General features: G+C 40.5%; 15 protein-coding genes and 1 other annotated feature. Of the genes, 1 reads left to right on the plus strand and 14 read right to left on the minus strand.

The window, feature by feature from the left end; translation table 11 throughout:
* Nucleotides 1–244 precede the first annotated feature (244 nt).
* Nucleotides 245–445 (minus strand) — a binding site (T-box leader).
* A gap of 178 nt (nucleotides 446–623) precedes the next feature.
* The 14 genes from EO111_RS01355 to EO111_RS01420 form a co-directional block, all read right to left on the minus strand.
* On the minus strand, nucleotides 624–2234 hold the full coding sequence (locus EO111_RS01355; protein ID WP_127010258.1) for a CTP synthase: 1611 nt from the start codon (nucleotides 2232–2234) through the stop codon (nucleotides 624–626).
* Between the two features lie 31 nt (nucleotides 2235–2265).
* The gene (gene argS / locus EO111_RS01360; protein WP_127010259.1) at nucleotides 2266–3930 is read right to left on the minus strand and encodes an arginine--tRNA ligase; all 1665 of its coding nucleotides are present in this window, start codon (nucleotides 3928–3930) and stop codon (nucleotides 2266–2268) included.
* The gene (locus EO111_RS01365) at nucleotides 3896–4354 is read right to left on the minus strand and encodes a DUF1934 domain-containing protein (RefSeq protein WP_038144345.1); all 459 of its coding nucleotides are present in this window, start codon (nucleotides 4352–4354) and stop codon (nucleotides 3896–3898) included. The genes argS and EO111_RS01365 overlap by 35 nt, the downstream gene beginning before the upstream one ends.
* 36 nt (nucleotides 4355–4390) lie before the next feature.
* Complete coding sequence (locus tag EO111_RS01370) at nucleotides 4391–4663, minus strand: GIY-YIG nuclease family protein (RefSeq protein ID WP_062401102.1); 273 nt, start codon at nucleotides 4661–4663, stop codon at nucleotides 4391–4393.
* Between the two features lies 1 nt (nucleotide 4664).
* The gene (locus EO111_RS01375) at nucleotides 4665–5291 is read right to left on the minus strand and encodes a peptidylprolyl isomerase (RefSeq protein WP_009352896.1); all 627 of its coding nucleotides are present in this window, start codon (nucleotides 5289–5291) and stop codon (nucleotides 4665–4667) included.
* A 109-nt stretch (nucleotides 5292–5400) separates the two neighbouring features.
* Entirely contained in the window at nucleotides 5401–5895 is a 495-nt protein-coding gene (locus tag EO111_RS01380) for a pyridoxamine 5'-phosphate oxidase family protein (RefSeq protein ID WP_127010261.1), read from the minus strand.
* Between the two features lie 451 nt (nucleotides 5896–6346).
* The gene (locus EO111_RS01385) at nucleotides 6347–6658 is read right to left on the minus strand and encodes a PepSY domain-containing protein (protein ID WP_127010263.1); all 312 of its coding nucleotides are present in this window, start codon (nucleotides 6656–6658) and stop codon (nucleotides 6347–6349) included.
* Between the two features lie 526 nt (nucleotides 6659–7184).
* Nucleotides 7185–7856 (minus strand): energy-coupling factor transporter transmembrane component T, encoded by a 672-nt coding sequence (locus EO111_RS01390; protein WP_127010265.1) that lies wholly within the window; start codon nucleotides 7854–7856, stop codon nucleotides 7185–7187.
* A 10-nt stretch (nucleotides 7857–7866) separates the two neighbouring features.
* Nucleotides 7867–8673 carry an energy-coupling factor ABC transporter ATP-binding protein gene (locus EO111_RS01395; RefSeq protein WP_127010266.1) on the minus strand — a complete coding sequence of 269 codons (807 nt, stop codon included), beginning with the start codon at nucleotides 8671–8673 and terminating at the stop codon, nucleotides 7867–7869.
* Between the two features lies 1 nt (nucleotide 8674).
* A complete protein-coding gene (locus EO111_RS01400; RefSeq protein WP_127010268.1) occupies nucleotides 8675–10141 on the minus strand; it encodes an energy-coupling factor ABC transporter ATP-binding protein in 1467 nt (488 codons plus the stop codon).
* A 257-nt stretch (nucleotides 10142–10398) separates the two neighbouring features.
* Nucleotides 10399–11148 (minus strand): ATP-binding cassette domain-containing protein, encoded by a 750-nt coding sequence (locus EO111_RS01405; protein WP_127010270.1) that lies wholly within the window; start codon nucleotides 11146–11148, stop codon nucleotides 10399–10401.
* A complete protein-coding gene (locus EO111_RS01410; RefSeq protein WP_127010272.1) occupies nucleotides 11145–11915 on the minus strand; it encodes an ABC transporter ATP-binding protein in 771 nt (256 codons plus the stop codon). Before EO111_RS01410 ends, EO111_RS01405 begins: the two co-directional genes overlap by 4 nt.
* A 55-nt stretch (nucleotides 11916–11970) precedes the next feature.
* Entirely contained in the window at nucleotides 11971–12780 is an 810-nt protein-coding gene (locus EO111_RS01415; protein ID WP_127010273.1) for an ABC transporter permease, read from the minus strand.
* The gene (locus EO111_RS01420; protein ID WP_127010275.1) at nucleotides 12777–13715 is read right to left on the minus strand and encodes an ABC transporter permease; all 939 of its coding nucleotides are present in this window, start codon (nucleotides 13713–13715) and stop codon (nucleotides 12777–12779) included. Before EO111_RS01420 ends, EO111_RS01415 begins: the two co-directional genes overlap by 4 nt.
* Nucleotides 13716–13946: 231 nt before the next feature.
* Here EO111_RS01420 and EO111_RS01425 point away from each other — a divergent pair, with 231 nt between their 5' ends.
* Nucleotides 13947–15464: an ABC transporter substrate-binding protein gene (locus EO111_RS01425; RefSeq protein WP_127010277.1), complete on the plus strand. Its 1518-nt coding sequence runs from the start codon at nucleotides 13947–13949 to the stop codon at nucleotides 15462–15464.
* The last annotated feature ends 139 nt before the right edge of the window (nucleotides 15465–15603 follow it).

Genomic DNA, 15603 nt, shown 5'->3' on the forward strand with positions numbered 1-15603 from the left:
AAAGGTTTTTACATTTTACATACTATATTTCTAGTAGTACTACATCGCAGATTTTTCTCTATCTTGTGTAGCGGTTTGTTCACAACCAACCGCATATTCTACTGCTAGTAAGCTATGCTTACAACTATCAGAACATTCTAATAGAGTCTACTTGTACTGTATACCTTATACAGATCTCATCGTAAAATGTAAGAAACACTAATCAACCTATGATACAAAAAAGCCCCTCAATGTGCAGTGCACATCAAGGGGCATTATCATTTCAATAACACGGTCCCACCCTAGTTGGTTCTCACAGTTATAACGGAACTACCGTCGATGACTACTTGATTTCACCATCGCTGCTCACAGGGGAGTTTCAATATAACCGTTCTACTACTTCGCACCAACCAGTAGCTCTCTGAAAGCAACTAACTATATCTTTATACCTGTTCATCGCATTTGCTTTATGTAACTGAAAACTATTCTATAGCATTTCTAGTCGCTTGTCAATAGACTAATGTGTTTTTTATTTAAGTGTGTACACAATACGAATAAATTCTGTTATATAGTACAAAAGGACTGCACCCAGAATCTATTGTATTCTCGTTACAGTCCTTTCTATGTTACATACTCACTATGTCTTATTTTTTATTTTCGATGGCCGCTTTCACGAATCCTTTGAACAACGGATGTGCATTGTTTGGACGAGATTTCAATTCTGGGTGGAATTGTACGCCTACGAACCAAGGATGATCAGCTACTTCAACACATTCTACTAGACGATTATCAGGGGATGTACCAGAGATAATCAAGCCTGCATCTGTCAATTGTTGACGATAGGCATTGTTGAATTCCCAACGATGACGATGACGTTCGTAAATCAAGTCTTCGCCGTATGCTTCATGCACTTTTGTACCAGGTACTGTTTTACATGGGTATACGCCAAGACGCATTGTACCGCCTTTTTCATCTACATCTACTTGGTCGTCCATTAAGTCGATCACAGGGAACTGGCAACTTTCATCAAATTCTGTGGAAGTAGCGCCTTTCATATCTAAAACGGAACGAGCAAATTCCATCACAGATGTTTGCATGCCCAAGCAAATGCCAAGGAACGGCACTTTGTGCTCACGAGCATATTGGATCGTAGAAATTTTACCTTCTACACCACGGCAACCAAAACCGCCTGGTACTAAGATACCATCTACATCTTTATATACTTCGACTAAATCAGTACCTTCAGCTTCTACCGCTTCAGAATCAACCCATTTAATGTTCACTTTTGTATCTTCTACGATACCTGCATGACCCAACGCTTCTGCTACAGAAATGTACGCATCATGTAATGCTACGTATTTACCAACAAGAGCGATGGTAATTTCTTGTTTAGGATGTAAGATTTTATGAACCATTTCTTTCCATTCTGTCATATCTGCAGGACGATCTTCTAGGTTCAATTTGCGTACAGCAATGCTGTCTAATCCTTCATCTTGCATCATCAAAGGCACTTCATAGATCGTGCTACAAGTGCGGTTTTCCACGATAGCATCTGGATCCACGTCACAGAATAATGCCAATTTATCTTTCATTTCACGGGAAATTTCTTTTTCCGTACGGCATACAATGATATCTGGTTGAATACCGATGCCACGAAGTTCTTTTACGCTATGTTGTGTTGGTTTTGTTTTCAACTCACCAGCTGCACTAATATATGGTACCAATGTTACGTGGATATATAACACATCATCACGGTTCACTTCTTTTTTCACTTGGCGGATAGCTTCCAAGAACGGTAAGCTTTCAATATCACCTACAGTACCGCCGATTTCTGTAATTACCACATCAGCATTGTCTTCTTTACCTACACGGAACACAGCATTTTTGATTTCATTCGTAATGTGAGGGATAACTTGCACAGTAGAGCCAAGATATTCACCTTTACGTTCTTTATTGATCACAGACCAATACACTTTACCAGCTGTAATATTGGATGTTTTACCTAAGTTAATGTCGATGAAACGTTCATAGTGGCCTAAATCTAGGTCAGTTTCTGCACCGTCGTCAGTGACGAACACTTCACCATGTTGATAGGGACTCATTGTACCTGGGTCAATATTAATATATGGATCAAATTTTTGAATTGTCACCTTATATCCACGGTTTTTCAACAAACGTCCCAAGGATGCTGCAGTAATGCCTTTACCTAATGATGATACGACGCCACCTGTTACGAAAATATACTTTGTTGACATGATGCCTCCCTAATAAATTATGCGCTTCTGATTACATTTTTTCAGGAGCAGAAATACCTAAGATACCAAGACCATGTTGTAATACATGTGCTGTTGCCGTAATCAAGCCTAATCGAGCTTGTTGCAATTCTGGTTCAACGCCCATGATACGACCTTGTTTATAGAAGGAATGGAATAGACTTGCTACATCGTACAAGTATTTAGCGATACGATGTGGTGCTTTATTATTAGCAGATAGTTGAATTTCTTCTGGATAAGCCGCTAATTTTTTAATCAATTCCACTTCTTGTTCACTTTGCAATGCTGTGAAAGATGTATTTGCCCAGTCGCCATAGGCAATACCCGCTTCTTTTACTTGTCCAAAAATACTATGAATACGAGCATGTGCATACTGGATGTAGTACACTGGATTGTCGTTAGATTTAGAGGATGCCAAATTGATGTCGAAGTCCAATTGACTATCTAAGGAGCGCATCAAGAAGAAGTATCTTGCTGCATCCACTCCTACGTCTTCAATCAATTCATCCAAAGTTATGGTTTCACCAGTACGTTTGGACATTTTTACAAGTTCCCCATCACGGTATAAGAATACCATTTGTAATAACAGAACTTCTAATTTATCTGGATTGAATCCAAGCGCTTCCATAGCTGCTTTTACACGAGCAATATAACCATGATGGTCAGCACCCCAAATGTTAATTAATTGTTTGTAACCACGTTCGTATTTATCTTTGTGGTACGCAATATCTGCGGCTAAGTATGTTGGCTCTCCATTGTCACGGATAACTACACGGTCTTTGTCATCTCCATATTGCATAGATGCCAACCAATAAGCCCCATCTTTTTCATACATTCCGCCAGACTCTAATAACTGATTCACCAATGTGCGAATCTCACCGCTTTTATGCAAACTACGTTCGCTAAACCAACGATCAAACCCTACGCGGAAATTACGTAATGTTTTGCGTAATCCATTTAATTTTTCTGTTAAAGCAAATTCTTTAAAGAATGGAACACGCTCTTCTTCTGGAAGCACTGCAAAGAAATCGCCTCTCCAGTTAATCAATTCCTGCGCTGTATCGATGACATCTTGACCACGATAGCCAGACTCAGGGAACTCATGTTTCATATCTAATAGTTCTAAATAACGAGCATTCACAGAGGCCGCTAAGTTATCGATTTGCTTACCTGCATCATTAATGTAATATTCAGCAAACACATTATATCCAGCTGCACGCATTAAATTTACCAACGCACTACCATAGGCAGCACCACGACCATGGCCTACATGTAACAAACCAGTTGGGTTTGCACTAACATACTCGATTTGCACTGTATCTTCTTCACGAAGTGGTGCATTACCATATGTGTCCCCTGTTGTTAATATATTTTTTAAAGTATCGTAAATCACATCAGAGGCTAGGAAGAAATTAATAAATCCCGCACCTGCTACTTCTGCGCGCGTTAACCAATCATAATTCATATGGGAAATGATCGTTTCCGCAATAGCTCTTGGATTCGATTTCGCTATCCGTGCAGATTGCATAGCAATATTCGTAGAAAAATCGCCAAATTCTTTCTGCGGTGGCACTTCCAAATGTGCTTCTGGATAGGCACCTTCTGGTAATTCTCCTTGTTCTAGAGCTATCTGCAAAGCATCCTTAATGGCTGCTTTCAAAACTTCTTTCATGTCCATAATGTACATCCTCCCGAATCTCTACATATAGCTGGTTGTAAAATTGCCATTCACCACCAACAGAGATATCATATCCTAAACAAATATGGCCCTTGCCATCTTTCAAATCTATGTCTAATTCATGGGTTAACATAGCTAGTTCTACCGCCCCATATGGCGTTTCCAAACTTGCAATGTTAGTCTTCCCCAGTTGATACTCATGGCGCATAGAAAATTCACCAGTTCTTAGGAGTACCACCGAATCCTTATAGGCTTTAATGGTTGTTTTTGTATTCCCCAAACCAGTGACTTCACTTTCATCATAAATGATGTGTTTCGCCAAGGCTGTTTCATAATACTTACCAGAGGATACTAATTCCACCACCGTATCTTCTCCATCCGCATCACGTTGCGTACTTTTCACGGACACAATGACTCGTTTCATTAGCATTCCTCCTCTCGTATTCACGCACTATCTGTATCATTTCATTATATCACAATTTGCCGCAATGAGGGCATCTTTTTGGGACCGTTCCATGCGCTTTACTTGCTGTTCCATGGATTGAGCGTCTTGCTTTCTACTGAAAGCTGTGCTCCATACCAAAGTGACTGGTCTTCGACTTCGTGTATACTTGGCGCCCCCCTTAATTTCACCATTATGGGCTCGTATACGTTTTTCTAAATCCGTAGTCCATCCCGTATAGAGAGAGCCATCTGCACAGCGTACCATATAGGTGTAAAATTTTTCTTCCATCTTACTCACCAGCTGGGATTGGTGCTAAATCAACAGACTGAATCACCACTGGTTCTTTTGGAGTATCCCGTTTATCTCTCGGCACACGACTGATCGCTTCTACTACATCCATACCCTGCACAACCACTCCGAAGATGGTATGCTTATTATCTAACCAAGGCGTTGGTGCCACTGTAATAAAGAACTGAGCATTCCCTGTATTAGGGCCTGCATTAGCCATCGCCAAAATCCCCATTTTGTTAAAGTGCAAATCATTGCTTACTTCATCAGGAATTGTATACCCAGGACCGCCTTTTTTATTATCTCCACCTTGGATCATGAATCCATCGATAACACGGTGAAAGGTTAGATTATTGTAATATCCTTGCTCAATTAAACTTTTAAAGTTTTTCACAGTAATAGGTGCCTTACTACCATATAGACGCACTTTGATATCGCCTTTATTCGTATGAATCGTAGCATATTCATCAGCAATTGGCGTCGCATCAAAGCTAGGCATTTTTGTTTCTACTTTCACTTCTTTCCCTACTTCAGATTTTGCTTGCTGAGCTGCGTCAGTACCACAAGCAGCCGTCACTACTAACGTTGCTCCTAATAGCGCACTCAGTAAGATACGTTGTATATTCATTAATTGTTGTCTCCATTTCTAAAATAAAGACCGCCGTTAGATGAAACCTCTAACGGCGGTCTTTGTTTATTATATCATACTTGACGCAGATGTGCAAAAAGAATCTACCCTATCTCGCCAAGACTTGGCGAATATAATAGCCACGTGCTCGCAAAGAACCATTCAAGTAAACAATCTCATTCGATTTCACACGAATCAAATATAATGCATCATCACGGTCTAATAATTTTTCCATACCAATTTCTGTTAGTACCTTAGCATACTCTTCATCATCAGGGCCTAGCACTGTTGCTACACCTTGAATCTGAACACTCTTCGCCGTACCTGGACCCTCATAAGGATCGAACACAGTAAGAGATACATTTTTATCTTCTTCTAAGTGAAAGAATTTCTCACCACCTTCAGAGAAAATATCAATGTATCCACCATGCACAGTATACGATAATGGAGTGCAACGAACACCCGTTTCACTATGCGTGGACAAAGCACACGTATGATGGGCTTTCAAAAAATCAACAATCTCAACATGCAATTCACGTGGGTCCATCTTTCTTGCAGTTTTATCCTTCTCTGTCCAAAAAGAAGCTGCTACTTTATAATCCATCAATTCTCCTTTCAACCCCTGCACGAACTTACCTCATTCTATTATAGCACTAACAGCCATGTCCATTTCAAGTACTTACAGAATAATTTTGAAAGTTATTATTAAAAAGATGCCACTCCCCTTGAGGAACGCCATTACGAGTAGCAGCCTTGTGGTGTTCTTTCATTACCTAAATCGCACAAACGTAAGAAGAGCACGGCATGTTCCTGAAGAAACATTATGAAATACCGTTTCTGAAGGAATGTGCCGTGCTCTTCCCCTCTCCTGAGGAACGCCGTTACGAGTAGCAGCCTTGTGGCGCTCCTTTACTATCTAAATCACACAAACGCAAGAAGAGCACGGTGTGCCCCCGAACAAACATTATGAAATACCATTTGAGAGGGGGTATACCGTGCTCTTCCCTTTATCTTATTAAGAACGCCACAGGCTGCATAGCAAAACAAGAGACGACTTAATCACGATCATATTTCACGCGATAAATCTCACCTGTAGCTGCATCAATTTTTACATCTACTTCTTCGTATCCACGGAAGCCTTCAATTTCATAATGAGGGCGGCCATAGTCCACATCAAAATCAACATCTTTAATTTGATAATCTGGATATTGCGCTTTAAAAATTTCTACCGCACGATCATAACTGATTGCTGCTTGCGCTTGTACTGGTGTATATTTACTGAAAGCCGCTTGTGCTGGCACTGCAGACACAAATAAACCTGCACCTACCACAGCTGCTAACGCTACTTGTTTCATTACTTTATTCATAATATTTTCTCCTCAATACACGAAACTTATCTTTTATATCGATATATCTCTATATCCTATAGTATTAGTATATCTTAGATACAAATAGGACGTCAAATATAACCATAGATCTCTCTATGCTAAATTTGCATAGTTATAAACTATAACAAAATAAACAGCCCTCTTTTTCCCTAGGGAACGCAGTTAGCCGTAGTAGCCTTGTGGCATTCCTTTACTGCCTAAATAAAACAAATACAAGAAGAGCACGGTGTGCCTCAAATAAACTAAGGTAATGTCACGTTCATTTATATCATAATTACACCTATCCTAAAAGAGCACGGCATGTTCCTGAAGAAACATTATGAAATACCGTTTCTGAAGGAATGTGCCGTGCTCTTTATTTGCTTTATATAGTATTGTTTGAACGTGACAATCATCAACAGGAGAGCATCGCGCTCTTCCCTTTATCATATTTAGTTAAGAACGCCACAGGCTACATAGCGGAACTAGTGACACCCCACAGGCTATATAGCATCACCAGTGACCCTTATAGTACGATGTAATGTATCACAGCATATGTGATGCCCAACATAACAAGAACTGCCACATAATCAATGCCTTGCAAGCTCACTTTTCGCATAAATGTATGTTGCTGATTTCCAAAGCCTCGAAGCTCTAAAGACAACGCCATTGTCTCAGATCGACTTAATGATTTCAGCATCAATGGTTGAATGACAGTCATATAAGATTTTATCTTTGTCAGCCAATTGCCTTCTAAAGACATACCACGGCAAGCCTGTGCTTCTTGTACCGCTTTACTTTCACGTAAAAAGTCTGGTACAAATCGTAAAGCCGCTGTAAACATAAATGCATAAGCATAGGGGATGCGACATTGTTGCACAAGAGCCACTGTTAAATCTTGTGTTTTTGTTGTCACGATGAGCATCATAAAAATAGTAGTCATCGTCAACATACGCAAAGCCGTCACAATAGCAGAATCCACAGACCAGCTACCCAAATACTGTACGATACCTAAGAATGCAGAAAATCCAATTAAAGCCAATAAAGGTTTCCATTGACGGAACAAGATACCACCAAGTAGCATTAACAGCAATTCTACCCCAAATAATGCTAACAATAGCTCCGGAGTTTTCATAGCAATGGCTAAGATGGACACGAAGATAGTAGCCCAAATTTTTGTTAATGGTACAAATTTCATCGCTTTCCTCCTAACCTTTCACATACTCTGCATATCGCAGTTCAAACTCTTTCATAGACTTACAATACCCTAATGCTGGTACCGTTTCACTGAGTACCACACTCGGTGGTTTTGTCAAACCAAGTTCCAATAGATCCTCTCGGTTTGTAAATAATTCTTCTGGGGACCCATCAAAGGCTTTCGTGCCGTATCCCATAATGATCACTCGTGTAGAATATTCTGCCATAATTTCCATATCATGAGTAATTAATAATATCGTCAAACCTTGGGCTTGTAATTCTTGCAATAATACCAAAAGTTCCTTTGTTTCCGTTCCATCTTGACCGCTCGTCGGCTCATCAAGAATTAACAATTTCGATTGCATCGCCAAGGCAGAGGCGATAGCTACCCGTTGCTTTTCTCCACGGCGCAGGCCTAATGGATAGGATTCTGCTAAATGAGAAATACCTACTCGTTCCAACGCATCTTTCACAATACTACGAACGGTTTCTGTATCATATCCCAACTGTTCAGGCCCAAATGCCACCTCTTCTGCCACGGTTTGGCGGAACATTTGACGATCTGGTTGTTGAAATACATAGCCAATAAAACGGCCTCGTTCAGAGGTAGGCATATGTGTAATATCTCGGCCATCATAAGAAATCTTGCCTTCTACGGGTATTTCTAAACCGACTAATAAGCGGGTCACGGTAGTTTTTCCACAACCATTACGACCACCTAATGTAATGAACTCACCACTGCCAATAGTGAAAGTCACATCTTTCATAATGTCTTGTCCTGGCACATAGGAAAAGCGCAAATTTTCAACTTGTAACATATTAGCGTTCTCCTTTCAACAGACAAGACTGAGCAGATTCCAAGGACAACCATGGTGTATCTAAGGCGATCCCTTTCGCTGCTAATGATTTATAGGTCACAAATAAGGATGGTAATGCATCTACATAGGTATTTGTATCATACATGTAAGATAACACATTTTCTACAGAGCTATCGATTTTTAGCTCCCCACCATCGACTAATACCATACGGTTTGCATACGGCAATACAGCATGTAAATCGTGGTCGATAACAACTACAGTAATACCATGGTCACGATTCAAGGAACCTACCAAACGATACAATTCTTCTGTTCCTTCTGGATCCAAGGAACTAGTTGGTTCATCTAAGACTAAGATAGATGGGTTGACAGCTAGTACAGAGGCAATCGCTAATCGTTGACGTTGACCACCAGATAAGCTATATACATTGCGGTCTTCTAAGCCTGTCAATCCCACTTGGTCTAATACGATGGCAGTACGCTCTTCGATAGCTTCCGCCGTATAACCACGGTTTTCAAGGGCAAAGGCTACTTCTTCTGCTACCGTCATTGTTACTAATTGTGTATCATAGTCAGCTAAGACAATACCGATATCATCGGCTACGTCTGGAATTTCTAATTGCGTCACCGCTTTACCATTGATGAATACCATGCCTTCCATAGTACCACCGTAAAACTTAGGCACAGCCCCTGCCATAGCCATACAGATAGTAGATTTACCACAACCTGCTGGTCCTGTAATAACAAGGAAATCTCCTTCGTTCACAACTAAGTTGATGTCTTTCACAGCATATTTCATTTGATTTCCATAGCGATAACTCATATGGTCGATGACGATAGGAGCTTTCACGGATGGTACAATCTGTAAATCACTGTGATCACTGCTGTCCGTTAATTGTTGTCCTTTCACAGTTTGGCGAGCCAACAATTTTTGCGCCGGAATGTACAGGAATGGTGCCACTACGGCATTACAGAGAGCCACCATCAACACCAATGGCCACATAGCATTCCAATACACATTGCTAGGCAAACCTAACACGAGGTACAAGCAAGTAATGAAAGCGCCACCAGATGCCACAGTACTGATGAAAGCACTCAATATAGGCATCAAATTTAACTTACCAATTTTTAGATTAGAAATGTAATGCACTAATACAGCACATGTGAAAGCCCCTAAAGGCTCACTGATCAAGTTACCGTATGGCAATGCCGATTTCGATGTAAATACATTGATCAAGGCGGCTACCAAGCCGATGCCCAAACTTTGTCTAAGGGTTGGACGCGTTAAGTTGATAGCTACACAATAGGTCGCTATGGTCCAATTCGGTGTCACCCCTGCCACACTTGGCGATACTGCATGCAGAATTGTTCCCAACGCTAGCATGATGGTACTTACCGTTATCCAACGAAACTGGCCACCCTGCACATGGGTATAACTCAGTTTCGACACATCTTTGATTTCTTTCATTCGTTCCTCCCTATCTTCTTCTATATCACTTGTATCGTATATTCTAAAATACAATTATACTATTTTTTTACGATTCATGCTATCACTAACCCCAATATTTACATTCACTCCCCGTAAGGATTCTTACGGTTCACCCTATCAGTAAGGCAATTTTTATGTAGATACAATTGGGTTAAACCCATACAACACAAAAAACCGCAACACTTTCTCCACTAAGAAACTGTTGCGGTCTTTATCACTTCATAGTCGATAGCCCTTTATATACGACTAGCTTTTAATAATTGTTTTGTATACGGATGTGTTGCCAATCCTAAGTCTTTTGATGCCAAGGTTTCTACGATAGCGCCCGCTTTCATCACGACAATGCGATCGGTGAGAGCTTGCAAAACGCCTAGGTCATGGCTCACAAACACATAGGTAAACGGTTGCTCTTCATAAACGCTTTGAATCAGTTCGATGACCCGCGCTTGATTGCACACATCAAGGGCGCTCGTCGGTTCATCAAATAACACAAGTTCAGCGCCGACTGCCATCATGCGAGCTAAGACCAATCGCTGTAACTGGCCGCCACTCAATTCATGGCGGTATTTATGCCATACCGATGGTTCCAACCCCACTTTTGAAAGCCACCATTCACAGCGCTCTATTGCCTCTTGTTTGGTGCCTATGCCAAAGTTCACGCAAGGCTCTAGCATAAATTCACCTAATGCCATGCGAGGACTAATACTATGAAAGGAGTTTTGAAACATCATTTGCAAAGAACGATATAATTCTTTTTCATGCCCCTTCCACTCTGACACAGAGCGACCAAAGAGGTTTAACTCCCCCACAGTAGGCGTTTCTTGCAAGGACAAGAGTCGCAATAGAGTACTTTTACCAGATCCACTGCCTCCCGCAATACCGATACGTTCCTGAGCACCAACACTAAGATTAACATCCTGTAAAGCTGTGACAGTTTCCCCTTGACGGCTGTAGATTTTGCTAATTCCTTTTACTTCCACTATCATACTTTCACCTCCTGTAAGGACTGTAAAAGTAATTTTGTATATTCATGTTGCGGATTTGATAAGACCTCTTCGGTCTTACCGATTTCCACCAATGCACCTTCATGCATAATGCCCACACGATCTGCCAATCTACGGGCTATCTGAATATTGTGTGTAATAAACAGCAACGTATTCTGCAAACGCTGTTGTACCTCTTGTAGGACTTTCACAATGTCCTGTTGCACCAATACATCAAGAGCACTGGTCGGTTCATCGGCAATGAGGAGTTGCGGATGTATGAGCAAGCTCATGACGATAGCTACACGCTGCTGCATACCGCCACTCAATTGAAAGGGATAGGAGTCCAATACAGTGTGACCACCAGGCAAGGAAACTGCCTCTAACAACGCTACGATATCCGCTTCATCATAGGCTTTACCATGAGAGGCTAAGACTACCTTCATTTGGTCACCCACCCGTTTGAAAGGATTCAGATAATTGCCCGGATTTTGGTAAATCATAGCTATCTCTACGCCTCGCAGACGTTGCCACTCCTTTGGACCATAGGTGAGCAAATTCTCGCCTCCGTAGTGAATGGCTCCTTCTAGGTCTGCCTGTTCCAGCAACCCTAAAAGAGCTTTCGCCACTGTGGACTTCCCTGATCCACTTTCACCGATGATGGCAAATGTTTCATTTCGTTTTAACGTGAAAGACACGTCTTTCACGACCTTTACTCCATCGTAAGAGACGGATAAATTGTCTACGCTTACTAAATCTGTATTAGTCAATGGTACTATCCTTTGTCATTACATAAGAATCAAATTGGGGCAACTATTTCGCCCTTTACACATGCCTACCATCTTGTAAGGCATCACTAATGTAATTTAATAACACAACAGTGATAAAAATTGCTAACCCTGGATAGATCAACAGCCAAGGCGCTGTTTGCAAGAAATCTCGAGCATTCAGCAAAATAGCGCCCCATTCTGGTGTAGGCGGTTGTACGCCAATGCCGATCAAGGAAAAGCTTGCCACCGTAATAATCGTGTCCCCCATATGTTGAATGATGACCAACAATAGAGTCCCTCGAAGATTGGGAATCATGTAGCGACGGATAATGCGCCACAAGGACGCCCCAGACATACGTGCTACAACCACATATTGTGCTTGTTTTTCCAAATTCACCAAGTTCCGTGTAATCTTTGCGTATTCTGCCCAACGAGTTAGACACAGTGAAATGATAATATTTTCCACAGACGGCCCCAATATACCGATGCAGGCAATGGCCACGATCATGCTAGGGAACCCTAGTATCATATCGATGCAACGTGATCCCAATTCATCAATATACCAAGGACTCATACTTAACAGGCCACCGATACAAATGCCAATGATACTGCTAATGGCAATGATGGATATAGCTATGAACAATGAATCTTGTCCGCCCCATAATATCCGTGAAAGTACATCACGACCCAATTGGTCCGTACCTAATAAATGCGTCGCACTTATATCTTGTAATCTAGCCCCTAAATTTGTCTCATTAGGGTCAAAGGGAGCTAAGTGAGAACCAAATAGAAAGAGTCCCATCCAAAGTATAGTCAGTAAAATGGCCCCTAAGAGTAGCTTATCTTGTTTCCATAAACGAATCATGGGCGCCCTCCATATCTTCTTTCAGGATGAAGTAAGTACATCCATATATCCACTGATGTATTGACCACCACATAGACTAGAGAAATCCATACGATATAACTTTGAATCACAATATAATCACGACTAATAATACCATGCACCATGAGTTGGCCCATCCCTTTGACAGAAAATACCGTTTCAATCACTGCAGAACCGCCCAACATAGCGCCGGTCGTAATCCCTAACATGGATAACAGCACAAGGCGCACTTGAGGAATAATGTAATCGCGATAGATATATCGTGTCCGTATACCCATCGTTTTTGCCCCTATCACCGGCAACGATGCTTGAGCTTGCACCACAGCATTGCGAACACGACGAATGTATAAGCCACAAAACCAAATCGCCAAGGTAATACTCGGCAACACGTAAGCACTTAACCCCTTCGTATTTGTCACAGAAAAAATAGGAATCTTCACGGCTAGCGCATATAATAACAACAAACCTACCCAAAATGCTGGTACTGCTAAAGCTAGAAAGGATACTATACGCACCACATAATCGATCCAAGTATCTTTATAATGCGCTGCCAGTCCTCCTAACCCTATCGATAGGATACTGCCTAAACCAATGGAAACCGCCACCAAGGATAAGGTCCTTGGTAAAGCACTTTGCAACAAATCTACAACGGGCACATTCAGGAAGATAGACTGTCCAAAATCTCCGTGTAACATCTGCCACAACCAACGACCATATTGTATATACCAAGGGTCATTAAGACCTAACTCTTGCCGAATTTGTTCCACTATAGTAGGATCTGGTGTCATACCTTGCAGATAAAATCGTGCCGATACGGGGTCTACAGAAGACATTTGCATTAAGAGAAACGTTCCCAATGTAACTGCTAATAATACACCCACCATAGATGCCAATTTATATAATAATACTCGTACCATATCAATCCACCTTTTCTTTATATTTTCTCCCTTAAAGTATATAAGATAGGGCCTCTCTTTGTAAATACAGCAATTTAATTTTATCCCTGACTATGATTACATATATAATTGTAAAAGCAGTTAATAAATTATATACTTCCAACATATATTCACTTTTATGAGAATCATTGTCTTTTAAGGAAAGATACGGTATACTATAGTTATTCTTTTAGTTTTTTATAAGGAGGATATATGAAAAAATGGGTTGCACTAGCAATGACACTGTTTGTTGCTATCGGATTAATTGCTGGCTGTGGTTCTGATGAATCAAGTAAAACTGGCAAGCATTTAAATCTTGGTTTATATTGGTTTGGTGAAACATTGAATCCTACACATGAATGGGATGCGTGGACATTAACACGAATCGGTGCCGGCGAAACGTTGGCGACAGTAAGTTCAGATATGAAATTTGAACCTCAGTTAGCCGATTCCTGGGAAGTGGTGGATCCATTGACTTGGAAATTCCATATTCGCGAAAATGTAAAATTCCATAATGGTTCCATGATGACACCTACGGCGGTAAAAGCATCTATTGAACGTACAATCGCCGAAAGCAAGCGTTCCAAAGAAGCTGTAAAGATAGACTCTATTACAGTGGATGGTCAAAATCTAATTATTAAAACAACAGAACCAAATGTTGATTTACTAGCTAGTTTAACTGAGCCTGCTTTTGTCATCGTAGATGTACAAGGTACAACAGATATGGATAATACGCCAATTTTGACTGGTCCTTACAAAATTGTAAAACATACAAAAAAAGAAGAAATTCAGTTGGCGCAGTTCAAAGAATACTGGGGTGGAACACCTGCTTTAGATTCTTTAACAGTTAAAGATCTAGAAGATAATAATAAACGTGCTATGGCTCTACAGTCTAAAGATGTAGATATGATCCAAAAGGTAGATAGTGCTAATCGAAGTTTATTTGAAAAGGGTGATTATAACATCATTGAGTCCGCAGGGGTTCGCACATATATGCTACAGTTGAATGTCCGTGAAGGCAATGTATTATCAAATCCGACCGTACGAGCAGCTATCGCAAATATGATCGATTATGATGCATTAGCAAAAGTAATCGGTAATGGTGCCGTTACTGGAGGTGCCCCATTCCCTCCAACAGCCAACCTAGGCTTTGACGAACTAAAAAATAAACAACATAAAGATTTAGCTAAAGCAGATGAATTACTAAAACAAGCTGGTTACACAAAACAAGGTGATACCTACATGAAAGATGGCAAACCATTACACTTAGTGCTAGCTCTTTTTGGTAAAGATAGTAGCGTTTACGAAAAACTTCAAGATGATTTAAAACGAGCTGGTGTTGAAGTCGAATTAAAACGTGTACAAGGTCCTGATGAATTATTAACTTTAGCTCCTAATGGTTTTGATATGGGAGAAACAAACTGGGTAACAATGTCCACAAATGATCCATATTGGTTCCTTAGCCTAGCTTTCAAAAGTGGTGCTAAATCCAATCGTGGCGACTATTCGAATCCGAAGGTTGATGAGTTAATTGATAAAATGACAACCACATTTAACGAAGAAGAACGCACAGCGATTGTCAAGGATATTCAAAATGTGTTGCTAGAAGATAATGCTGGTTATTTCTTGTACTATCCAAGCGCCAATGTTGTAACAACAAAACGAGTTAAAAATGTGAAAGTATTCCCTATTGACTATTATGTGATTACAAAAGACACTACTGTAGAATAAGGGTATGCTCTATTCAGTCTCTTTCCTATAAGAACTGTATAAAGATGTAACTATAATAAAATAAAAAGAAACATCAGTGAGATGCATGATATAACTGTTTTCAGATATAGCAAAGTAGCCTCACTTATGTTTCTTTTTT

The organism is Veillonella sp. CHU594 (genome assembly GCF_003992265.1).
Lineage (GTDB): Bacteria > Bacillota > Negativicutes > Veillonellales > Veillonellaceae > F0422.

Bases quoted from the DNA above. Each gene is read 5' to 3' on its own strand.
- EO111_RS01355 (WP_127010258.1), bottom strand. From the start codon at position 2,234: ATGTCAACAAAGTATATTTTCGTAACAGGTGGCGTCGTATCATCATTA.
- argS (WP_127010259.1), bottom strand. From the start codon at position 3,930: ATGGACATGAAAGAAGTTTTGAAAGCAGCCATTAAGGATGCTTTGCAG.
- EO111_RS01365 (WP_038144345.1), bottom strand. From the start codon at position 4,354: ATGAAACGAGTCATTGTGTCCGTGAAAAGTACGCAACGTGATGCGGAT.
- EO111_RS01370 (WP_062401102.1), bottom strand. From the start codon at position 4,663: ATGGAAGAAAAATTTTACACCTATATGGTACGCTGTGCAGATGGCTCT.
- EO111_RS01375 (WP_009352896.1), bottom strand. From the start codon at position 5,291: ATGAATATACAACGTATCTTACTGAGTGCGCTATTAGGAGCAACGTTA.
- EO111_RS01380 (WP_127010261.1), bottom strand. From the start codon at position 5,895: ATGGATTATAAAGTAGCAGCTTCTTTTTGGACAGAGAAGGATAAAACT.
- EO111_RS01385 (WP_127010263.1), bottom strand. From the start codon at position 6,658: ATGAATAAAGTAATGAAACAAGTAGCGTTAGCAGCTGTGGTAGGTGCA.
- EO111_RS01390 (WP_127010265.1), bottom strand. From the start codon at position 7,856: ATGAAATTTGTACCATTAACAAAAATTTGGGCTACTATCTTCGTGTCC.
- EO111_RS01395 (WP_127010266.1), bottom strand. From the start codon at position 8,673: ATGTTACAAGTTGAAAATTTGCGCTTTTCCTATGTGCCAGGACAAGAC.
- EO111_RS01400 (WP_127010268.1), bottom strand. From the start codon at position 10,141: ATGAAAGAAATCAAAGATGTGTCGAAACTGAGTTATACCCATGTGCAG.
- EO111_RS01405 (WP_127010270.1), bottom strand. From the start codon at position 11,148: ATGATAGTGGAAGTAAAAGGAATTAGCAAAATCTACAGCCGTCAAGGG.
- EO111_RS01415 (WP_127010273.1), bottom strand. From the start codon at position 12,780: ATGATTCGTTTATGGAAACAAGATAAGCTACTCTTAGGGGCCATTTTA.
- EO111_RS01420 (WP_127010275.1), bottom strand. From the start codon at position 13,715: ATGGTACGAGTATTATTATATAAATTGGCATCTATGGTGGGTGTATTA.
- EO111_RS01425 (WP_127010277.1), top strand. From the start codon at position 13,947: ATGAAAAAATGGGTTGCACTAGCAATGACACTGTTTGTTGCTATCGGA.